We start from the raw sequence: 20,378 nt of genomic DNA, 5'->3' as shown, positions 1-20,378 counted from the left end.
TCCCGGCGGCCGTTTCGATCGGTCGAAGCTTGTCCGGCGGGAGGCCTCAGCCCGCGGCCGTGCCGCGCAGCAGCACGTTCAGCCCGATCGCCATCACCTTGGCCGATTCCACCATGTCCGATATCCCGACCCACTCATCCGGCCGATGGGCAAGGTCGAGAATGCCGGGTCCATAGGCGATGCAATCATAGATGTGGCCGATGCGGGCAATGTGCTTCTGGTCGTAGGTGCCGGGAGAAATGACGTAGTCCGGCTCGCGGTCGAAGATCGCATGAATGCCTTGCGCCACGGCCCTGACCACGGGTGCGTCGCGCTCGGTCATCAGCGGCAGCACTTCCATGAGGTCGCGTATCTCGTAGTCGAACTTTTTGCGCTCGCGCTTCAGCCGGTCGAGAATGCCGGTCACTTCGCCTTTGACCGTGGCCAGATCCTCCTCGAGCAGGAAGCGGCGATCGATGGTCAGCCGGCAGGAATCGGGCACGTTGGGCGAGGGCAGGCCGGGCCGGAAATCCTCGGTCTGGCCGCCATGGATGGAATTGATGTTCATGGTCGAGCGCCTCGCCCCTTCAGGCACCACCGGCATGCGTGTCATCTTGCGGTCAAGCGCGGGGAACAACTCGTCCTCGAAAGCTTGCAGTACAGCGCCCATATGGCGCACTGCGTTGTCGCCGAGAAATGGCATGGAGCCATGCGCGATCTCGCCCTTGGTCTCGATTTCCGCCCACCAGACGCCGCGATGGCCAAGGCAGATGCGGTCCTTGTTGAGCGGCTCGGGGATGATGACGTGATCGACCCTGGGCTTCGAGAAGTAGCCGAGCCCGGCCAGATGGGCGACGCCGCCGAAGCCGCCGGATTCCTCGTCCACCGTGCCCGATATCTCGATGGCGCCGGGAAAGTCGGGGAATACTTCCATGAAGGCCTCGACAGCGATGATGGAGGCGGCGAGCCCACCCTTCATGTCGCAGGCGCCGCGGCCGTAGACCTTGCCGTCCTTGACGACGCCGGCGAAGGGATCGACGGTCCAACCATCGCCGGCTTCGACGACGTCGATATGCGAGTTGAAGTGGACGCAGGCGCCTGGAGAGCGTCCGTCAAATCGCGCGACGACATTGATTCGCGGATAGCGATCCGTATCGCCGGGCGTGCCTTCGCCGCGGATGAATTCCGTCTCGAAGCCGCGCTTCTTCAGCCGCGCACCGATGTATTCGGCGCATGGCCCATAGGCTTCGCCAGGCGGATTGATGGTCGGAAAACGGATGAGGTCGGCGTTCAGCGCAACGACATCGTCGCGCTTGCTGTCGATTGCCTTGAGGAGTCGCTCGTTCATATGACGAGTTGAGCAGCGATCTCGGCGGTTTTGCAAGCCCGCTGGTGATCAGGCCGGTGCGGCGTGTCGATGCGGCAACTATCGCGGGAAATCGTTCAAATTCTCTGCTTTGGATTGGCCAATTGGTCAATGAGTGTGTGTTACTTCATTCACCTGCCATTAAAAAGATGAAAAACATCGTGAAGGCAGGCAAGCAAGGGGCAATCAAAGGGGTTTGATCGCATGAAAAAGACAATTCTCATGGCGGCCGTATTTGTCGCGATGCTGTTCGGCGCTTCGGGGCAGAGCTGGGCAGCCAGCCTCGAGGCGAACATAGACGTATCTTCGCAGACGATGACGGTCCGGTATGGGCTGTCGGTTTACAGGTGGAGCGTGTCGACCGCGCGCACCGGCTATTTCACGCCGCGTGGCAACTATCGGCCGCAACGCACGGCCCGGATGTGGTATTCGCGCAAATACCATATGTCGCCGATGCCATATTCCGTGTTCTTCCATGGCGGCTATGCCATCCACGGAACCGGTGCCGTCAGGCAGCTCGGCCGCCCGGCTTCGCATGGCTGCGTGCGGCTGCACACGGCCAATGCCGCGGCCTTCTATTCGATGGTGCGGGAAGTGGGATTCGGCAACACGCGCATTGTCGTCACCAACTAGGGCTCTGACCGGACGTTGATTCCACAGTGCTCCTTTGCGGTGGAGTTGGGTGCGGTCGGCTGCATTTCGGGCGGTTCATCGCGGAAAATGTTGCAGGAATAGCGCATTGGCAGGGAAACGGTGCCGTTGCGTCACCTCTGCCTGACGAATGTCTCCGTGCGAAGAGCCCGGTTATGTTAGATGCCCTGCAGATAATTTGTGAGGGGCTTTGATGTACAGATTTCTTCTTGGGGCGGCGATCGCCGTTACAACCACTTCTGCCTTTGCCGCCGATGCGGTGACGCCGATCGTGATGGATCAGGAACTCGCTCAGCCGCATATTTCCGGCTATGTCGAGGCCTATCTCGGTGGACTATATCTGTCGGCCGATGGCGGGCATTTCTCGGCGACGACAGCAGGCGGTGCTGGCCGCGTCAACTTTCCGATCGACGCGCGCTGGAACATCCAGACCGATGCGAACATCGATTCCCTTTGGGTCGAGGGCGTCAACATCTACGGGTATGGCGGCGCGATCCACGGCTACTGGCGCGACCCGAGCAGCTACGCGCTCGGCGGCTTTGCGACGTTCACACGCTATGGCGGGGATATTGGCGGTCCGAAGATCTATGACTTCACGGTTGGCCCCGAAGCCCAGGCCTATTTCGGCAACATGACCGTCTATGGCCAGATCTACTATGGCCAGCTGCGTGCCAATGGCGAATCCGAGCACTATGACAACTGGGGCGGTCGCGCCGTGGTACGCTATTTCGCCCAGGATAATCTTCGCTTCGATGGCGAGCTTGGCTACGCGAGATTGTCAGGGTTTGGCGGTCATCTGGACACGGTTACCGCGGCGTTGCAGGCCAATTATAGGTTTTCCGGCACTCCGTTCTCTGTGTTTGGACGCTATCAGCTGGATCACGAATCAATTGAAGGCACAGATCTGAACATCCATAAATATCTGATAGGCCTCCGTGCGAGCTTCGGTTCAAACACGCTGCTCGAGGAAGACCGCAATGGCGCGACGATGGACACCTATAAGCCCAATTTCATCCTGCCTTTGCCGGCGCTGTAGCATTGAGGGGCCTTTCAGGCCTGACATAAAGATCGATCGGAGAAGCCGCGAGGAGCAATTCTCGCGGCTTTGGTTTGTACCACTCAAGGCGTGGTCGAGCCTAGGGTCATAGGAGTCAGGCGCCCGCAACTGGTGCTTTCTGCGGGCGCTGTTTGCGACGCCAGTTGCTGATCTCCCACCTTTTGTGGAACCACATCCACTGGCCGGGATCCTCGCGCACCCAGCGCTCGACCACATCATTCAGCATCTGGGTGGTGGCGTGAACGTCGACGCTGCCGTTGGCGGTGCGCGGCAGGACCAGCTTGTCCTCGATCTCGAGCCGGAAGCGGTTGCCCGGCAGCCTGACGCAGCGCGCCGGATAGACATCGCAGTCGTAGTGGCGGGCGAGGGTGCCCAGCACACGATTGCTCTGGCAGGGACGGCCGAAGAAGGTCGTCTCCAGGCCGTTGGAGAATTTCTGGTCGACAAGGACGCCGATATTGCCGCCGTTCTCCAGGACGCCCGCCAATGCGAACGAGGCGCCGGCCATCGATGGCAGCAGGGAACCCATGGTCGAGCGGCGCGTCGAGAGGATGTAGTCGGCAAGGTAGGGGTTGTTGGGCGGGCGAAACAGTGCCGTGATGTTCATGCCGAAGGTCGCGGCAGCCACCGGCAGCAGTTCGAAATTGCCGAGATGGCCGGTGAAGACGATATGCGGCTGCTTTTCGGCGGCTATCTCGACGAAGTGCTCCGTTCCCTTGACCTCGACGCGGCCGGGGTTGCTGGAGGCGGGGTCGTAGTCGAACAGGGCGTCGAGAAAGATGTATTCGGCGGCCAGCCGTGCCATGTTGCCCCACATGTCCGACGCGATGGCCTGGATCTCGCTTTCGCTCTTTTGCGGGTAGGCCTTGCGCAGATTGTCGATGGCGACCTGATGACGCCCGACCCAGGGGCCGATGCGGCGCGCGACGCGGTCGGCGAAATTCAGCGCGGCGTCGACCGGCAGCAGGCGCAGTATCGAGATGATGATCATCGCGGCGCGCGCAACCAGCCAGTAGTTCACCTGGCGCAGCTGCCTGCCGTAGCGAAACCTGAGATCGCGGCGAAACTTCTTGAGCACCGAAATCAAGGCTCTAGACGACGCGCAGGATGATCTTGCCGAAGACGTCGCGGCCTTCCATGCGCTTCAGCGCCGCATCGATGTCATCGAAGCCGACCTCGGTGTCGATGACCGGCGAGACTTGGCCCGCCGCCATCTTCTGCATGGCGTTGGCCATGTTTTCCATGCGGCAGCCGAAGGATCCCAGCAGTTTCAGCTGCTGCTGGAACAGCTGCATCAAATTGATCTGTGTCGACACGCCCGACGTCGACCCACACGTCACCAGGCGGCCACCACGCTTCAGGCACAGCATCGAGCCGGCGAAAGTATCGGCGCCGACATGTTCGAAGACGACGTCGACGCCCTTCTTCTTGGTCAGCTTGCGCACGACGCCTTCGAAACGGTCGTCACGGTAATTGATGACATGGTCGGCGCCGAGCGCCTTGGCCTTGTCGATCTTGTCGTTGGAGCCGACCGTGGTGATGATTGTGCAGCCCATGCGCTTGGCCAGTTGGATCGCCGCCGAGCCGATGCCGGATCCGCCGGCATGGATCAGGATCGTCTCGCCGGGCTGAAGCCTGGCGTTGTCGAACAGCATGTGCTCGACGGTGCCGAAGGTCACGGGCGCCACTGCGGCCCCGATATCGGTCACGCCGGGAGGAGCGGGGACAAGCAGACGCGCCGGCAGGTTGATCTTCTCCTGCGCGAAGCCGTCGAGATGAAAACCGTGGACGCCCGAAACATGCTCGCAGAGATTGTCGCGGCCTTCGCGGCAGGCGCGGCAAAGGCCGCAGGTGCGTGCCCCGTAGATCGACACCAATTGGCCGGGCAGCAGGCTGGAAACACCAGGACCGACCGCCTCGACCTCGCCGGAGGCTTCGGCGCCGACGACCAGCGGCAGCTTGCGCTTGGCGAAGGCCATGCCGCGCCAGCCCCAGACGTCGATATGGTTCAGCGCCACCGCCTTGATGCGCAGCGTGACTTCGCCGAGTGCGGGTGGCGGCGGGGGCGGCAGGTCCACCGTTTCAAGACGGCGGTCCTCGATAAGTTGCAGTGCGCGCATGAGGCCTGTCGGTTCTGTATGGCTGAAAAAGGTCGCTTAGACCGGTTCCCGCGCCATGACAAGGCAAGTGTTCTGGCCGCCGAAGCCGAAGGAGTTCGACAAAACGCTGCGAACCTCGGCATTGCGCTTCTTGTTCGGCACCACGTCGAGCACGATCGCGGGGTCCGGATTGTCGTAGTTGATGGTCGGCGGAATAACGCTTTCGCGCATCGTCATCAGCGAGAAAGCGGCCTCCACAGCGCCGGCCGCCGACAATGTATGGCCGATCATCGACTTGTTCGATGAGACCGGCATGGAGCTTATGCGCTCGCCGAACACCGTCGACAGCGCCAGATGTTCCATCTTGTCGTTCTCCGGTGTCGACGTGCCGTGGGCGTTGACATAGTCGATTTCGTCTTCACCCAGGCCGGCATCGGCCAGCGCGGCGCGAACCGCGGCAATGGCTGGCGAAGCGTCCGGTTTCGAGCGGGTGCGGTGGAAGTCGTCGGCCTTTTCGCCGCAACCGCCCAGGATGCCGAGGATGGTGGCGCCGCGAGCCAAAGCCGCCTCAAGCGATTCCAACACCAGTGCTCCGGATCCCTCGGCCAGCACGAAGCCGTCGCGATCCCTGGAGAAAGGCTTCGATGCTTTTTCGGGAATGTCGTTGTGCGTAGATAACGCCGAAAGCAACGAGAAACGGATCAGCGCCTCGGCGGTCGCCGAGCCGTCGGCGCCGATCGAAAGCGCCCGGTCGCATTCACCGCGGCGGATCGCCTCGACGCCGAGCTGGATGGCTGTGGCGCCCGAGGCGCAAGCCGTCGACAGTGTGATCGGAAGACCGCGCGTGCCAAGGCGGTCGGCAAGGCGGTCGGCGATCGAACCGAACTGGGTAGTCTCGAAAATATCAAGCTCTTTCAAGCTGCGCGCCACCCGGAGCAGTCGTTCGGCGGCGGTGTCATCCTTGTCCTTGTCGGAATTGTAGAGCGAAAAGCGCTCGGCCCAGTCAAGTTCGACCGGCGGGGAGGCAAGGAAGAGCGGTCCGCCGAAATCGTTGGAATCAAGACCGGCTTCGGCCACGGCTTCGATACCCGCAAGCTCGGCCAACTCGTAGGTGAGGGGGCTCGCGCCTTTCGAACTCGACGGCAGGAAGTCGACCATGCCGGAGATGCGGGTGTTCAGTTGATCGATGGGAAAGCGGGTGATCGGATGGATGCCTGACTTGCCGGAGGTCAATGCCGCCCAGTTGTCTGATTTGCCGACGCCAAGCGAGGTCACCACGCCGATGCCGGTGACGGCGACGATTGGCCTGCCCATGTGATCTCTGAGATTGGCCATTCGGGCGCCCTCTTGTCGTTGCAGCATGGATCGTGGAGCCGCGTTACGCGGCGTTGACCAGCGCCATGCCCTCGAATTGGTGATAGCCGATCGCCGTTGCAAGGACGCTTGCGGGAATGCCTTCGAACGGCTTCTCGGCTGTGGCATCGAAGACAGGGTAGCCAGCCTTGCGGTCGACGGCCAGTGCCGCCAGCGCCACGGCGAACGGAAACTGCGCTTCCTTCATATGCCCGGTCAGCGTCGAGAAGCCGCGCGCCGCGATTGCCTCGACAGCATCGAGGGCCGCTTTCTCGGCGATGGTCGCCGCATGCGCGCCAGAGGCGCCGGACATCGCCAGCAGCTTGCCGTTCGGCAAGGCCGCCCGGCTGAGCAGTGCTGCGATCTCGGCGTCGAGTTCCCCGCGCGAACGTCTCGCGCGGCCGGAGACGACCGGCCCGAGCTCGGCATAGATCTTGCGCCCACGGCTTGCCGCGTGCTCGCGCTGCTCCAGCACCAGGAAGGCGCCGCCGGAGCCCGACACCACGCCACCGCCCTCGATGCCCTGTCTTTGCCAGACGGGTTTCCAGGGGCCACGATGCAGGTAGCCGGCAAGTTCATAGCCGAGCAGCATGTCGGAATGTTCGGTCTGGAAGGCACCGCCGACCAGGACGTGCGTCGACTGGCCCGAGCGGATGCGCGCGGCGGCCGTCTCGACGGCGGAGACACCCGCACCTTCCTCGCCCATGAAGGTGCGCGACGAGCCCGTCACCTTGTGGACGATGGAGATGTTGCCGGCGAGCAGATTGGAGAGCTGGGCCAGAAACAAAGTCGGCCGCAATTCCGTCGTCAGCTTCTCGTTGAGCAGCACATCGCGGTCGTTTCGGCTTTCCGAAGCGGCCAGAATGGCGGCATCGACCGCCTCATCGCGCTCGCCGCCGCCGGCGGCCACCACCATGTCCATGGTCGTGCACAGTTCGTCATTGCCCTTGATGCCGGCGTCATCCAGCGCAAGTCCCGCGGCATAGGTGCCGAGCCGCTGCCAGGTTTCCATCTGCCGCTGGTCGCCGCGCTTGGCGATCTGCAGGTTCCAGTCGATCTCGGGCAGTGGATGGACGGTGTAGGGCGCAAAGCGCGCGGCTTCGAGCACCGGCTGCAGGCCTGGCTGCGAGAGCTTCTGCCAGTGTGCGTCAGGGCCTTCTCCCAGCGAGGAGACAAGGCCGATGCCAGTGATGACGACGTCGTGGGGGCTGCTCATGAGCGGCTTTGTGGGTCAGGAGGCGCAGCCCGTCAAGGCCGCGCGCTTGCCCGATCTCAGGCGGTCTTGGCGGCAACCAGCGCGTCGATCTTGGCGCACAGGTTCTTCATGACGAAGTAGTCGTCGGTCGATGCCTTGCCGTCGTTGACTTCCTGGGTCCACTTTTCCAGCGGCACCTTGATGCCGAATTCCTTGTCGATGGCAAAGACGATGTCGAGGAAATCGAGGCTGTCGATGCCGAGATCGTCGATCGTGTGGCTCTCGGGCGTGATGGTGTCGATATCGATCTCGCTGGTGTCGGCAATGATCTTGGCGACTTTGTCGAACGTGGTGGACAAGGGCTCTTCCTTCTTTGCGGGCGGAATCTTGTCCGCATTCGTTTGGGCGCTGTCTAATCGGTTTTTCCCGGCAGGAAAAGGCCTGATAAGCCGGGCGCAGATGGGAAGCGTGCCCAGGAAAGGCAAGAAGGGCCGCCGGTCAAACCTGCGGCCCTTCCCATTGACGTTGCGTCAGCCTTGTTTGGATGCATGTCGTTATCCCAAAGCCGGCCCCACTTTTGGGCGACATGCATCAACCTTCGCGGAGCTTCACAAGGTCGTTGAGCAACCCGCTCGTCCCGTTGTGGACGGTCAGCCGCTCGACCTTGCCGGCGATGGTTTCCAGAGCCTCGAGCTCCTTCAGCCGCAGCATCACCGGGTTCTCCGCCATCACCTTGGCCGTGTTGAGCAGGGAACGCGTGGCGTTCGTCTCCTCGCGGCGGCGGATGACGTTGGCCTCGGCCTGCTTTTCGGCCGACACCACCTGGTTGAGGATCTCGCGCATTTCGCCCGGCAGGATAACATCCTTGAGAGCGATATCGCTGACCTCGACCCCGATCTCGGCCATCCCGGCGCGGACCTTGGCCGCCGCTTCCTCGTCGATTGTCACCTTCTTTTCCAGGATCTGGTCGAGGGTGAGCGAGCCAAGCGTCTTGCGGAAGGCGTACTGCAGGGCGCGGTAGAGGGCCTCGGAGAAGTCCTTCACAGCGCTCACCGCCTTGACCGGATCGACGACCCGGTATTCGGCGGCGATGTTGACGCGGATCGTGACGCGATCCTTGGTCAGCACTTCCTGCCCGGCGACATCGAGCGACTGGCGCTTGAGGTCGACGACCTTGATCTGCACCATGCGTCCGACATTCCAGAAGCCATGCACGCCAGCGGCGAGCGTGCGCACCAGCACACCGTCGATGAACAGCAGCCCGGCCTGGCCGTCGAGGACCGGGTGGACGGACATCAATTCCGCCTTCCGGGCCTGGCCGAGCCGGCGCATCACCGCCGGATCGATGGCGAGATCGGCCGAGGTGTCGACCAGCGTCACCTTCCACGGACCGGCATCCGTCCACAGCACCAGCTTGCGATCCGGCGCCAGAACGGCATGCAGGTTGCCGTCACGCTCGATGATTGCGACATCCGCGCGACCGGTGCGAACGACGGTGAAATGACGCGTGGCCACATCCGGGAGCTTATCGAACAACGCCTTCTCGTACGCCGAAACGAATTCCGGGTTCTTCAGATCGTGCCGCGACACTTCAAGGCTTCCACCCCGGTTGGCGAGCCGATGCTCGCCCGGCAGCAGGACAGCCTTGATCTCGCCCTTGTAGAGGGTGAGGGCACGTTCGTTTTCCTTTACGAGGACGCGCTGGCGTCCAAGAACCTTATCGAGAACAATCATTGTCATACTCCTGTCGGGCATGGCCCCATGCGAGGCGTCACGTCATGCGTCGATCTTCCCTTCGTTTCTCGTTTCACGTCGTCATGGTCCGGGCACGAATGATCCGGGGACTGGTGGCATCAATCCGCGGCGGGCCTTCGGGAGCGGATCGCGGGGGCAATGAAGCGGGCGCCGGAGGCCTTGGCCCCCTTGCCGGCGACGCTGCGCCTTGATCGTCACCGCGGGCCTGGCCGCGAGCCGATGGCGTCAAACCTTTCGATACGGCCTTGGCCCGAAGGCTTCGGCCGTCCGTCAGGTCTTCAGCATTCCAGCCCCCGGACCGTTTTTCAGATGGCTTATCAGGCCAGTGGAGAAGGAATCGAACCTTCGACAATCAGATTATGAGTCTGATGCTCTAACCAATCTGAGCTATCCGTGATGTGGATGAAGGGACTCGAACCCTCGACCTCCGGACCCAAATCCGGCGCTCTAACCTCTGAGCTACACCCGCAATCCCAACACCCGAAGCGGCGCCGTATACAGGGCGGCAAAGCCGCCTGCACGGGCGGAGGCAAAAGCTCCAACCGTTGTGCTCGCTTCGGTTTTCGTGACCGGGAGCGCGGCTATAGAGCCTGCGACGGGTTGTCGCAAGCGGCATTGTCGCGGCGAATTCGCGGCTTCTTCGGATAGTGGTATTTCGGCAACACTGCCGCCGTCTCAAAACGTGACGCGGCCGAGCACCCGCAGGCCGTCGCCCTGCGGCTCGACGACCACGGCCTCGCCTTCGCGCGGCGAGATGCCGGTCAACGCCACGATGTCTTCCAGGTGGGTGACCATGACCAGATTGTCGGAGCCGGAATAGGCGCGGATTTCCTTCATGATCGCGGCGACCTGCTCTGCCTTCTGCGCATCGCCGCCCTTCAGCAGGTCGAGCGGCGCAAAGGGTTCTGGTTCGGCCTCGAAGGCGATGCGCGCGGTGTCGAGGCAGCGGCAATAGCGGCTGGACAGCACGCGCTCGATGGGAGCGGCGCGCGCGGCGAACAAAGCGCCGATCTTGCTCGCCTGTTGCTTGCCGCGCGCCGAGAGATTGACCTGGGTGGCGCAGCTGTCGATGTCGAAATTGGCTGGATCGATGGTGCCGGTGACCATGGCATGGCGAAGCAGCACGACATGGCCGCCGTCACGCAGCAGTGCCCAGCCGGCATCCGTGGCGTGGGCAGTGAAAGGAATGACGAGCAGAAACAACGCCAAGGCAAATCGAATCATCGCAACCTTCCAGGGGCGTGGCATCACGCGCCGGTCATTCGCATATAGGGATCGGAAAGCCGGCACAAAGACAAGCAAAGCACCTGTGGCCCCCGTCGCCTCACTTTTTGGCGATCTGCTTCTTCACCAGGTCGATCTTCTGGTCGGTAAGCGGGATAGGCATGGTGTAGCCGGCTTCGGTAAAGCCCTGCTTGGCGTTCTCGAAGAATTCGATCGCCTTGAGATATTCCGGTTTGCCGCCGCCATAGCCGGCGCGGTTCCAGTGGATGTCGCCGAGATTGTTCTGTTCGAACGCCCATTGCATGGGCTGGCTTTCCCTGGTGAACACTTTCAGCGTCGCCGTGAAGGCCGCTTCCGCATCGTCGAGATATTTGCCGGTGCGCTGGATGTTCCCGAGGTTGAGCAGGCTCATGCCGATGCCGTTCTGGGCATTGGCCCAGTCGACGGGTGCCGTTTCCATGGTGAGAATTTCAAGCGCGGCCCGCCGCGCGGCGATCGAATCCTGCAAGGTCTTGGGATCGGCATTGCTCATGCTCAGCCAGTGCAGCGTCGATCCGATGCCGGCCTGGGTCAGCGCCCACTGCCGAGGGTTCGTCTCGCGCTTGTACTCGCGCAACGCATCGCGGTAGGCGTCGACCGCCTGGCTGTAGTGCTCGGGTTTTTCCGTCACGCCGCCAAGAAGCTGCAGCGTGTTGCCGAGATTGTAGTAGCTCATGGCCCAGTCGAGAGGGAATTTCCGCCTGACATAGACTTGCCGGGCTGCCTGGAACGCTGCTGCCGACTGCTCGAGCTTGGCTGCGTCGCGGGTGCGCTGGCCAAGCGTCTGATAGATCGAGCCGAGATTGTTCTGGGCTGACGCCCAGTCCATCGGGAACCTTTGCCGGGTAAATACCGTCAGTGCGTCGTCATAAGCTTCCGCCGCCTCTTCGAGCGTGCCGGTTCCCATGTCGAAGCGGGCGACGCCGCTCAGCGCATTGCCGAGGTTGAGGCGGCTGGTGGCCCACGAGACCGGGAAGGTTTCACGGGTTCGCACTTCGAGCGCGGCGCGGAAAGCATCCGCTGCCTCGTTGATCTTGGCCTTGTCGTTGAGCTGGATGCCAAGCGTCACAAGCGTGTTGCCGAGATTGTTCTCGACCATCGCCCATTCCACGGGTGTCTTTTGACGCGTGTATTCCTCAAGCGCCAGCCGATAGGCTGCTTCCGCCTGGCTGAGATGCTCGCCGGCGGGTTCGCGCTCGGAGAGCGCATAGAGCGCGAGGCCGAGATTGTTCTGCGACGAGGCCCAGTCGAGCGGTACCTTGTCGCGCGGGCGCTTCTCCAGTGTGGCACGCATCGCCGCAACCGCTTCGTTCAGCCGCTTCGGGTCGCTTTCGCGCTCGCCGATCTTCAGCAGCACATTGGCCAAATTGTTCTGCGCGGCGGCCCAGTTGAGATCGTCCTTCACGCGATCGAACACCACAAGCGAATCGCGGAAGATCCGCGCTGCCTCTTCGAGGCGCGCGGTCTCGGTCTCGCGCTCGCCGATGGTCTGCAGCACCACCGCCATGTTGTTGCGAGTGATCGCCCAGTCGCGATTCTGTTCGCCATTGGGGATGAAGTTCAGGATGACGCGATAGGCCTCGATGGAATGCTGCAGCGCATCGAGGTCGCCGGTGGCGTACCCATAGGCGTTGAGCGCTTCCGCTTGCTGGTTCTTGTAGTTCCAGCGCAGCTTGTCGTCCCATTTCTGCGCCAGCGAAAACGCCTTGGCGTAATCGCCGGCGGCGGATTTGTAGTCGAAGACCAGTGCCGAGGCGTCGGCGCGCCTAGCATAGATCGCAGCGTCGGCAAGGCGCTTCTGCTTTACGAGATCCTCGGCCTCGTCGACCGCATCGCTGGTCCGCTCGACCCGGCCGACCGCGTCGTCGAGGAACTTGCGCGCCGTCACGATCGCGCCCTGGCCGATGGCCTTGTCGGCGGAGGCGACCAGGCGCTTGATCTCCGGATCGTCGGTGCGCAGCGCGGCGCGCTCGGACATCATCTTCTTCAGGCGCTCTGCCTGCGCGTCGAGCACTTTCTGCAGGTCGGTCGGATCCTCGGGGATCTTCTCCGTGCCAAGCGCCCTCAGCACACCATAGAGTGCATCGAGCGGCACATTTTCCTGCAGCGAGGCCAGTTCTACTTGGGTACGCTTCGGGTCGGGCAGGTCGGATATGGTCAAAAGCAACTGCCGCCGTTCGCCGGTGATCAGTCCGTCGTCGCCGGTCGGTTCCGGCGGCGCCACGCCGAAATAGAGCAGCCGGCGCAAGCTTTCATTGACCCAGGGGCGCTGCCTTGCCTTGGTGTCGAGATAGACCTCCTCGGTCACCATGCGCATGACCGAGCCGAACTCGGTGCCCTTCATCGCGGCGAGATGGCGCAGCAGCGCTGCCGCGTAGGGGCTGTTTTCGCCAGCAGCGCCATCCAGCGCCGGGCGGCCGGGTTCGGCAGCGAAGCCGACCACCGTGCCGAGGCTGGCGTCGGCCGCCGGCGCGTTGCCGAGCGGCTTGGCGCCACGCACCGGCTCCAGTCCGCCAGCGCCAATCGGCTCGGCGGAGGCGGTCGGCGCCCGCCGGACCATGGCGTTGGCCGGGAACGGGTTGGTGCGGCAGGCATCGAGCAGCACGATCGTGACCGGCACGGTCTTTTTCAACGCGTCCATGACCGCCGATATCGGCACCAGCGCCTGGTCGGCATCTGCGAGCGACGACACGTCCGCATCGACCGGAACCAGGTAGTTCTCGCCGCCGGCCTCGATGCCGTGACCGGAATAATAGATGAGGGCGACGTCGGCACCCTCGGCATCTTCCGCAAAACGCTCGAGGTCGCGCTTGAGTTTGGCGGCATCGCGATCGCTGACGTTGCGGGCGTCGAAGCCGAGATCGGTCAGCATCTTGGCCATGTCGCGGGCATCGTTGGCTGGATTGGGGAGGGCGGCGATGTGTTCGTATTGCGACTGGCCGATGATCAGCGCCACGCCCTTGAGGCTTTTGGTCTCGGCAAGTGCAAGCGTGGTAGCGGCAAGGCAGAACAGCGCGACGACGAAAGCTGTCCGCCACACCTGCGCAAAAAGATTACGCTTCGAGATTTCGACAAAGCCCATTTGTCGCCCGCGTCCGCCCTGATACTCCAACCCTGTATAACGCTGTCAGTGTATAACGCTGTCAGTCCACCGTGATCAAATTTGGGCGCGATTGCGCCACCGGCCTTGCTCGCCTATCCCTGAAAAATGTCTCCGCTTACCGAAACCGTGCTTTTTGTCTTTAGCCTCGTGGCGCTCGGCTATTTCGCCGGGCTCACGGGCTATCTCAGACCGGCGAGCGGCGAGGGGATAGCCGATTTCGCCATCTCGGTGGCGATGCCGCTGCTTTTGTTCCAGACGATGGTGAACGCCGATTTCCACGGCGTGGCGCCATGGCCGCTGTGGGGCGCCTACTTCACCGCCGTGGCGATCACCTGGGCGGCGGGCCATGTCGTCACCACACGGGTTTTCGGGCGCGATGCACGCGCTGGTGTCGTCGGAGGCGTGTCATCAGCCTATTCCAATGTCGTGCTGCTCGGTGCTCCCTTCATTCTCGGCATATTCGGCCCGAGCGGCTTCGAAGTGCTGTCACTGCTGGTTTCCGTTCATTTGCCTGTGATGATGATGGCATCGATCGTGCTGTTCGAGATGTTCGGCCGCGGCGGTGGCGAGCATGTGCATCCGCTGCGGGTGCTGCGCAGTTTCCTGCGGCGGTTGTTCATCAACCCGCTGATCATCGGCATTCTCCTGGGGCTGGCATGGCGGCTGAGCGGCGTGCCGCTGCCCGACCTCGTCATGCGGCTGGTCGATGCGCTGGCCGACACGGCAGGGCCGGTGGCGCTGTTCGCCATGGGGCTCAGCCTGCGCCGCTTCGGCATATCCGGCAATGTCCGACCGGCGCTGGCGCTTTCGGTGTTGAAGCTGTTCCTGATGCCGGCGTTGGTGCTTGCTTTGGTCTGGTTGCTCGGGCTGCCGCCGTTGACGGCCAAGGTCGCTGTCGTGGTTGCCGCCTTGCCGTCCGGCATCAATTCCTATCTCATCGCCGTTCAGTTCAACACCGGCCAGGCGCTGGCGTCGAACCAGATGACCATCGCCACGGCCTGCGCCGCTGTCACCACGGCTTTCTGGCTGACGGTTGTCTTGCACGTTTTCGGGTAGCTCTCGTCTCGCGCTGGCCCAAGCCCTATATGCCATCTTGCGATTGCTTGCGGGCCTTGCCCTAGGTAAAGAGCAGTGGCTCCGGCGTGCCGGCTTTTCCAGAGGCGTGGCGCCCGCTCACCGAAGAATTCACAGGCCGGCCCGTCAGTGCGCCGAACGGAGGATAGACCATGCTTCAGAAAACCAGCCATTTCATGCGGCAGGCCAATCTCATCAACGGCGAATGGGTGCAGGCCGACAGCGGCCAGACGGTCGACGTCAACAACCCGGCCACCGGCCTCAAGATCGGCACCGTGCCGAAGTCGGGCAAGGCCGAGACCCGCCGCGCCATCGAAGCCGCCAGCGAAGCTTTCAAGAGCTGGCGCAAGACGACCGCGCTCGAGCGCTCGAAGCTGCTGCGCAAGCTGCATGACGCGATGATGGATAACCAGGATGTGCTGGCCGAATTGCTGACCATCGAGCAGGGCAAGTCGTTGTTCGAATCGAAGGGCGAGATCGGTTCGGCCGCGGCCTACATATTGTGGTTCGCCGAGGAAGGCCGCCGCACCTATGGCGACGTCGTGCCGTCGCCGTGGGCGGACCGCCGCATCCTGGTGACCAAGGAACCGGTCGGCGTCATTGCCGCCATTACGCCGTGGAATTTCCCGTCCTCGATGCTGGCCCGCAAGCTTGGCCCGGCCCTTGCCGCCGGCTGCACCGCGGTCGTCAAGCCGGCCTCGCAGACGCCGTATTCGGGTCTGGCCTGGGGTGCGTTGGCCGAGGAAGTCGGCTTCCCCAAGGGCGTCGTCAACATCCTGACCGGTTCGGCCAGCGAGATCGGCGACGAGATCTGCGCCAACCCGCTGGTATCGAAGATCACCTTCACCGGTTCGACCGAGGTCGGCAAGCTTCTCATCCAGAAGTCGTCGGTGACCGTCAAGAAGGTGTCGATGGAACTGGGCGGCAACGCGCCGTTCATCGTCTTCGATGATGCCGACATCGAGCGTGCGGTCGCCGGCGCGATCACCGCCAAGTACCGCAACTCCGGCCAGACCTGCGTCTGCACCAACCGCTTCCTGGTTCAGGCCGGCGTCTACGACAAGTTCGTCGAGAAGCTCGCCGCCGCCAGCAACGGGCTGAAGGTCGGTTCCGGCCTCGAAGAGGGTGTGCAGCAGGGCCCGCTGATCGACGAGAAGGCGGTCGAGAAGGTCGAGGAACTGATCGCCGACGCCACATCGAAGGGCGGCAAGGTCGTCGCCGGCGGCAAGCGCCATGCGCTGGGCGGCTCGTTCTTCCAGCCGACCGTCATCGCCAACGCCACGCCCAAGATGCGCTTCATGAAGGAAGAGATCTTCGGGCCGGTAGCACCCGTGTTCAAGTTCGAGACCGAGGAAGAGGCCGTCGCGCTCGCCAACGACACCGAATTCGGCCTTGCCTGCTACTTCTACACCGGCGATCTCGGCCGTGCCTTCCGGGTTATGGAAGGGCTGAAATACGGCATGGTCGGCGTTAATGAGGGCCTGATCACGACGCCGGAAGCGCCGTTCGGCGGCGTCAAGGAATCCGGCCTCGGCAAGGAAGGCGGGCATCAGGGCATCGAGGATTACCTCGATACCAAATATGTCTGCATCGGCGGCCTCGGCCTCTGATAGACTGCTCTGAGACGGGCGGGTCGGTGACCTGCCCACCTGGGCTTAAGAAAACCAGCCGAAGCCCTCTGGATCAATTTGGCATTTGCGGGCATGGCGATGAAAGACGGCGAGGTTTTCGGTACGACGCAGGCGGGCGAACCGGTGCGCCGCTTTACGATCAGGGGTGGCGGTCTCACCGCCAACATCATCGGACTCGGCGCCGTCATCCAGGATTTGCGGCTGACCGGGCATGATGCACCGCTGGTGCTCGGCTACAACACCCTGGAAGCCTATGAGGCCGACAACGCCTTTTTCGGCGCGGTTGTCGGCCGCTATGCCAACCGCATCCGCGACGGCCGCTTCACCATCGGCGGCAACCGCTACCAGACCGAGCAGAATTTCCTCGACAAGCACACGCTGCATGGCGGCTCGCAAGGTTATGCGCGCCGCTCGTGGGCGGTTTCGCTGCATGGCAGGGACTTCGTTACGCTGACGCTACATGATCCCGACGGCGCGATGGGCTTTCCCGGCGCGCTCGATGTCACCTGCACCTACCGGCTGAAGATCCCCGGCACGCTCAGCGTCGAGCTGACGGCGACCTGCGAGGAGCCGACATTGTGCAATCTCACCCAGCATTCCTACTTCAACCTGGATGATGGCGGTGCCGGCGACGTTCTCGACCACAGGATGATGCTGAACGCCGGCGCCTATCTGCCTGTCGACAGCGATATGATTCCAACCGGCGTGGTCAAGCCGGTCGACGGCACGCCCTTCGATTTCCGCCAGGCACGGCCGCTACGCATGGAGACCGAGGGCGAACAGCTGCCTTATGACCAGAATTTCTGCCTCGGCGCGACGCGCGGGCCGCTGCGGCAGGCATCATGGACGCAAGGGGCGAGTTCCGGCGTCGAGATGGAAGTCTGGACCACGGAACCAGGCGTCCAGCTCTATACCGGCCAGTATGTGACGCCGCGCACGGGCCTGGAAGGGCGGGACTACAAGGCCTTTTCCGGCTTCTGCCTCGAGCCGCAGATATGGCCGGATGCGCCGAACCGGCCGTATTTCCCGCAGGCCACGCTGTGGCCAGGCGCTATTTATCACCACGTGACGGAATATCGTTTCCGTCTGCCCTAAGATCAGCAGACCTCAGCCGTCGAAGGCCGCTCTTAGTGTTCCGAACGGCGCCAGCGCGCCGCGCACCTGCACCACCGCGGCGGCGACGCGGTGGCCGCGGCGCGCGGCTTCCACTGGCTCATGGCCGGCAAGGCGCGCCGCAAGATAGCCGCCGTTGAAGGAATCGCCGGCTCCGGTCGTGTCGACAGGTGCCGCGACATGGATCGCCGGTACGTCGTGCCGTGTCCCTTTACCGGCAATCAGCGCCGGCGCCTCGCCGTTTTTGACGACTACCTCATCGACCAATTTGCCGAGACGGTCCGCGGTCGCTCGCGGGGTTTCGTCACCGAACAGCATCTGCTCGTCGGGGAAGGTCGGCAATGCGATGTCGGTGGCGGCAAGGGCTTCGACGATCGCAGCCTGCGCGTCCTCGCGGTGGCGCCAGAGCCGTGGCCGATAGTTGGGGTCGAAGGCGATCAGCGAGCCTGCCGCCCGCGCCTTGGCAATGGCCGCCAGCAATGTGGCGCGCGCGGCATCGTCCAGAATTGCCAAAGTGATTCCGGAAAAGTACACAAGAGACTGATTTTCAAGGTTTTTTGAAAGGGCTTTGGGGTCCGAAGCAAGCTGCCGGGCAGCGGCGTCGCTGCGCCAATAGGTGAAGGAGCGCTCGGCGCCGGTCAGCGTGATCGCGTAGAGGCCGGGCCGTGCGCCGGGTATGACCGGGCTGGAGCCGATGCCGATACCGTTTTCGGCGAAGAACCCGATCTGACCTTGCGAGAAGGGATCGTCGCCGAAGGCCGAGACATAGGTTGCCGGCCGGTCACCGCTCAGCGCATGCAGCGCCCACAGCGTGTTGAATGTGTCGCCGGCAAAACCCATGCGCCAGTTCGGACCCGTCTGACCCGACAGTTCGAGCATGCATTCGCCGATCGAAGCGACACCGTTTCCAGCCATCCAGAATCCTCCAGTGATTTCGGTGCTGTAGCTTTTTGCCACCGGCAGCGCCATGCTTGGCAAGCAGGCTTTTTTGCGCCACAGCGTTTTCCCACAGCCGACGGGATGCGATCCGCCCGGCAAACGTTGTCTGCAGAAGAGGAACCGGTTTGGCATCGTTATGGCGTTATCTCTTGGCGGGTCTTGGTCTGGCTGCCTTGCTGGTCAGCATCCTGGCGGTCGTCTACCTGACCGCGCCGCACTCGGCGCTGCCCGCCGGCCCGGATGTGTCGCGCACGAGGAACAGCGACAACGGGCTGTTCACGGCGAGTTTTTCGCCGGAGCGGGGCGTCGTACGGCAGGGCGAACTGGAATCCTGGCTGCTGACCCTGAAGACCAAGGCCGGCGCGCCGGTGGAAGGGGCCGCGATCGCGATCTCCGGAGGCATGCCGCTGCACAATCACGGCCTGCCGACCAGCCCGCAAGCGACCGACTATCTCGGCGACGGGCGCTACCGGATCGAAGGGGTCAAGTTCACCATGAGCGGCTGGTGGCAGTTGCATTTCGCCATATCGGCCACCGCCGGTTCCGACACGGTGCTGTTCAACGTGGTGCTGTGAGCGATCGATGAGGCGCCTTTCTTATTTTCTGGCGCTGATGGTGGCCGTTGTCCTCGCCGGCTACGGCAAGCCGGATTTTTCCGACGCGGAGAAGAAGACGATCGCTTCGCTGGCGCTAAACACATTGCCGCCACTGAAGCCCGACACGACGAACCGATTTGCCGATGTGCCGGCGGCAGCCGCGCTCGGCTCGACGCTGTTCTTCGATCTCGGCATGAGCCGTGACGGCACGGTCTCCTGCTCGACGTGCCACAAGATCGACCGCCAGTTCCAGGACGACCTGCCGCAAGCCGTCGGTGTCGGCCGCACCAACCGGCGCACCATGCCGCTGGCCGGCGTGGCGCGCGATCCCTGGTTCTTCTGGGACGGCCGCCGCGACAGTCTTTGGGCGCAAGCGCTGACACCACTTGAAAACCCGCTGGAGCAAGCGGGAAACCGCGCCGCCTACGCCCATTACATCAAGGCGCGCTTCGGCGAGCGCTATGAGCGCATCTTCGGGCCTTTGCCCGATTTTTCCGGCATTCCGGCGAATGCCAGTCCGCTTGGCACCGATGCCGAAAAGGCCGCCTGGAGCGCGATGAGCGACACGCAGCGCGACGCGATCAACCGCGTCTTTTCCAATATCGGCAAAGCGATCGCCGCATTCGAGCGGTCGATCGAGCCGGCACAGACGCGCTTCGACCGCTTTGCACTGGACCTTGCCACCGGCGCAGAGCCGAAGGGCGATGCCGTCTTTTCCCGGGAGGAAATCCTCGGGCTAAAACTGTTCATGGGCAAGGCCAATTGCGTGACCTGCCACGACGGCCCGCGCTTCACCGACAACGGTTTTCACAACACTGGCGTGCCGCCCGTAACGGGCCTGCCGCCGGATCGCGGCCGCGTCGACGCGGTGACACAGGTCGAGGCGGATCCGTTCAATTGCTTCGGCGCCTATCGCGACGGCGATGCCGGCGCCTGCGGCGAGCTGCGCTTCATGGTCAAGGATGCGCCGCAACTGGTTCGCGCCTACAAGACGCCGTCGCTGCGCGGCGCTGCAACGCGACCGCCCTACATGCATGCCGGGCAATTCTCGTCGCTCGACGAAGTGGTGGCGCACTATGCCAAGGCCGCGCCCAGTATGCAGGGGATATCCGAGATTCACCCGCTGGAGCTGTCCGACCGTGAACGCGCGGCGCTGGTGGCTTTCCTGAAGACGCTGTCGGAGTAAAGCTGCCGACGAAAGATG

General features: G+C 63.2%; 18 protein-coding genes and 2 tRNA genes. 8 read left to right on the top strand and 12 right to left on the bottom strand.

Annotation, left to right across the window (positions count from 1 at the left end):
• Window positions 1-46: 46 nt before the first annotated feature.
• Window positions 47-1,327 (bottom strand): acetylornithine deacetylase/succinyl-diaminopimelate desuccinylase family protein, encoded by a 1,281-nt coding sequence (locus LB577_RS25730; protein ID WP_224689459.1) that lies wholly within the window; start codon window positions 1,325-1,327, stop codon window positions 47-49.
• Between the two features lie 8 nt (window positions 1,328-1,335).
• Between LB577_RS25730 and LB577_RS25725 the strand changes: the two genes are divergently transcribed.
• From LB577_RS25725 to LB577_RS25715, 3 genes are all read left to right on the top strand, one after another.
• Window positions 1,336-1,545, top strand: coding sequence for a hypothetical protein (locus LB577_RS25725; protein WP_224689458.1), 210 nt, complete (start codon window positions 1,336-1,338; stop codon window positions 1,543-1,545).
• Between the two features lie 4 nt (window positions 1,546-1,549).
• Window positions 1,550-1,978: a L,D-transpeptidase gene (locus LB577_RS25720; RefSeq protein WP_224689457.1), complete on the top strand. Its 429-nt coding sequence runs from the start codon at window positions 1,550-1,552 to the stop codon at window positions 1,976-1,978.
• A gap of 211 nt (window positions 1,979-2,189) precedes the next feature.
• Entirely contained in the window at window positions 2,190-3,032 is an 843-nt protein-coding gene (locus LB577_RS25715; protein WP_224689456.1) for a hypothetical protein, read from the top strand.
• Window positions 3,033-3,147: 115 nt separating this feature from the next.
• On the opposite strand, the gene LB577_RS25710 is transcribed toward LB577_RS25715, so the two are convergent.
• From LB577_RS25710 to LB577_RS25665, 10 genes are all read right to left on the bottom strand, one after another.
• Window positions 3,148-4,131, bottom strand: a complete 984-nt coding sequence (locus LB577_RS25710; RefSeq protein WP_224689455.1) for a lipid A biosynthesis lauroyl acyltransferase — start codon at window positions 4,129-4,131, stop codon at window positions 3,148-3,150.
• Window positions 4,132-4,144: 13 nt separating this feature from the next.
• Window positions 4,145-5,173, bottom strand: coding sequence for a zinc-binding dehydrogenase (locus LB577_RS25705; RefSeq protein WP_224689454.1), 1,029 nt, complete (start codon window positions 5,171-5,173; stop codon window positions 4,145-4,147).
• A gap of 36 nt (window positions 5,174-5,209) precedes the next feature.
• Window positions 5,210-6,487 carry a beta-ketoacyl-ACP synthase gene (locus LB577_RS25700; RefSeq protein ID WP_013895023.1) on the bottom strand — a complete coding sequence of 426 codons (1,278 nt, stop codon included), beginning with the start codon at window positions 6,485-6,487 and terminating at the stop codon, window positions 5,210-5,212.
• Between the two features lie 43 nt (window positions 6,488-6,530).
• Window positions 6,531-7,721 carry a beta-ketoacyl-ACP synthase gene (locus LB577_RS25695; RefSeq protein ID WP_224689453.1) on the bottom strand — a complete coding sequence of 397 codons (1,191 nt, stop codon included), beginning with the start codon at window positions 7,719-7,721 and terminating at the stop codon, window positions 6,531-6,533.
• A gap of 56 nt (window positions 7,722-7,777) precedes the next feature.
• Window positions 7,778-8,059 (bottom strand): acyl carrier protein, encoded by a 282-nt coding sequence (locus LB577_RS25690; RefSeq protein ID WP_010909964.1) that lies wholly within the window; start codon window positions 8,057-8,059, stop codon window positions 7,778-7,780.
• Window positions 8,060-8,291: 232 nt separating this feature from the next.
• Window positions 8,292-9,434 carry a slipin family protein gene (locus LB577_RS25685; RefSeq protein ID WP_224689452.1) on the bottom strand — a complete coding sequence of 381 codons (1,143 nt, stop codon included), beginning with the start codon at window positions 9,432-9,434 and terminating at the stop codon, window positions 8,292-8,294.
• A gap of 343 nt (window positions 9,435-9,777) precedes the next feature.
• Window positions 9,778-9,847 (bottom strand) — tRNA-Met (locus LB577_RS25680).
• A gap of 5 nt (window positions 9,848-9,852) precedes the next feature.
• Window positions 9,853-9,924 (bottom strand) — tRNA-OTHER (locus LB577_RS25675).
• A gap of 206 nt (window positions 9,925-10,130) precedes the next feature.
• Window positions 10,131-10,679 (bottom strand): histidine phosphatase family protein, encoded by a 549-nt coding sequence (locus LB577_RS25670; RefSeq protein ID WP_013895026.1) that lies wholly within the window; start codon window positions 10,677-10,679, stop codon window positions 10,131-10,133.
• A 100-nt stretch (window positions 10,680-10,779) separates the two neighbouring features.
• On the bottom strand, window positions 10,780-13,800 hold the full coding sequence (locus tag LB577_RS25665; RefSeq protein WP_224689451.1) for a caspase family protein: 3,021 nt from the start codon (window positions 13,798-13,800) through the stop codon (window positions 10,780-10,782).
• A gap of 126 nt (window positions 13,801-13,926) precedes the next feature.
• On the opposite strand from LB577_RS25665, the gene LB577_RS25660 reads away from it, so the two are divergent.
• The 3 genes from LB577_RS25660 (at window position 13,927) to LB577_RS25650 (ending at window position 17,621) form a co-directional block, all read left to right on the top strand.
• A complete protein-coding gene (locus LB577_RS25660; protein ID WP_224689450.1) occupies window positions 13,927-14,877 on the top strand; it encodes an AEC family transporter in 951 nt (316 codons plus the stop codon).
• A 170-nt stretch (window positions 14,878-15,047) separates the two neighbouring features.
• A complete protein-coding gene (locus LB577_RS25655) occupies window positions 15,048-16,505 on the top strand; it encodes an NAD-dependent succinate-semialdehyde dehydrogenase (protein ID WP_224689449.1) in 1,458 nt (485 codons plus the stop codon).
• A 93-nt stretch (window positions 16,506-16,598) separates the two neighbouring features.
• The gene (locus LB577_RS25650; RefSeq protein ID WP_023763438.1) at window positions 16,599-17,621 is read left to right on the top strand and encodes an aldose epimerase family protein; all 1,023 of its coding nucleotides are present in this window, start codon (window positions 16,599-16,601) and stop codon (window positions 17,619-17,621) included.
• A gap of 12 nt (window positions 17,622-17,633) precedes the next feature.
• Here LB577_RS25650 and LB577_RS25645 read toward each other — a convergent pair whose 3' ends face one another.
• Window positions 17,634-18,554: a sugar kinase gene (locus tag LB577_RS25645; RefSeq protein ID WP_224689448.1), complete on the bottom strand. Its 921-nt coding sequence runs from the start codon at window positions 18,552-18,554 to the stop codon at window positions 17,634-17,636.
• Window positions 18,555-18,703: 149 nt separating this feature from the next.
• On the opposite strand from LB577_RS25645, the gene LB577_RS25640 reads away from it, so the two are divergent.
• Together LB577_RS25640 and LB577_RS25635 are read left to right on the top strand one after the other, a co-directional pair.
• A complete protein-coding gene (locus tag LB577_RS25640) occupies window positions 18,704-19,153 on the top strand; it encodes a FixH family protein (RefSeq protein WP_224689447.1) in 450 nt (149 codons plus the stop codon).
• A gap of 7 nt (window positions 19,154-19,160) precedes the next feature.
• Complete coding sequence (locus tag LB577_RS25635) at window positions 19,161-20,360, top strand: cytochrome-c peroxidase (RefSeq protein WP_224689446.1); 1,200 nt, start codon at window positions 19,161-19,163, stop codon at window positions 20,358-20,360.
• Window positions 20,361-20,378 lie beyond the last annotated feature (18 nt).

The organism is Mesorhizobium sp. B283B1A (assembly GCF_020165735.1).
Taxonomy (GTDB): domain Bacteria; phylum Pseudomonadota; class Alphaproteobacteria; order Rhizobiales; family Rhizobiaceae; genus Mesorhizobium; species Mesorhizobium opportunistum.
This window is presented reverse-complemented; position numbering and strand designations above follow the sequence as displayed.

Coding starts and splice junctions, on each gene's coding strand:
- LB577_RS25685 (WP_224689452.1), bottom strand. CDS start 9,434: ATGATTGTTCTCGATAAGGTTCTTGGACGCCAGCGCGTCCTCGTAAAG.
- LB577_RS25655 (WP_224689449.1), top strand. CDS start 15,048: ATGCTTCAGAAAACCAGCCATTTCATGCGGCAGGCCAATCTCATCAAC.
- LB577_RS25715 (WP_224689456.1), top strand. CDS start 2,190: ATGTACAGATTTCTTCTTGGGGCGGCGATCGCCGTTACAACCACTTCT.
- LB577_RS25650 (WP_023763438.1), top strand. CDS start 16,599: ATGGCGATGAAAGACGGCGAGGTTTTCGGTACGACGCAGGCGGGCGAA.
- LB577_RS25635 (WP_224689446.1), top strand. CDS start 19,161: ATGAGGCGCCTTTCTTATTTTCTGGCGCTGATGGTGGCCGTTGTCCTC.
- LB577_RS25660 (WP_224689450.1), top strand. CDS start 13,927: ATGTCTCCGCTTACCGAAACCGTGCTTTTTGTCTTTAGCCTCGTGGCG.
- LB577_RS25730 (WP_224689459.1), bottom strand. CDS start 1,327: ATGAACGAGCGACTCCTCAAGGCAATCGACAGCAAGCGCGACGATGTC.
- LB577_RS25695 (WP_224689453.1), bottom strand. CDS start 7,721: ATGAGCAGCCCCCACGACGTCGTCATCACTGGCATCGGCCTTGTCTCC.
- LB577_RS25670 (WP_013895026.1), bottom strand. CDS start 10,679: ATGATTCGATTTGCCTTGGCGTTGTTTCTGCTCGTCATTCCTTTCACT.
- LB577_RS25700 (WP_013895023.1), bottom strand. CDS start 6,487: ATGGCCAATCTCAGAGATCACATGGGCAGGCCAATCGTCGCCGTCACC.
- LB577_RS25645 (WP_224689448.1), bottom strand. CDS start 18,554: ATGGCTGGAAACGGTGTCGCTTCGATCGGCGAATGCATGCTCGAACTG.
- LB577_RS25705 (WP_224689454.1), bottom strand. CDS start 5,173: ATGCGCGCACTGCAACTTATCGAGGACCGCCGTCTTGAAACGGTGGAC.
- LB577_RS25720 (WP_224689457.1), top strand. CDS start 1,550: ATGAAAAAGACAATTCTCATGGCGGCCGTATTTGTCGCGATGCTGTTC.
- LB577_RS25665 (WP_224689451.1), bottom strand. CDS start 13,800: ATGGGCTTTGTCGAAATCTCGAAGCGTAATCTTTTTGCGCAGGTGTGG.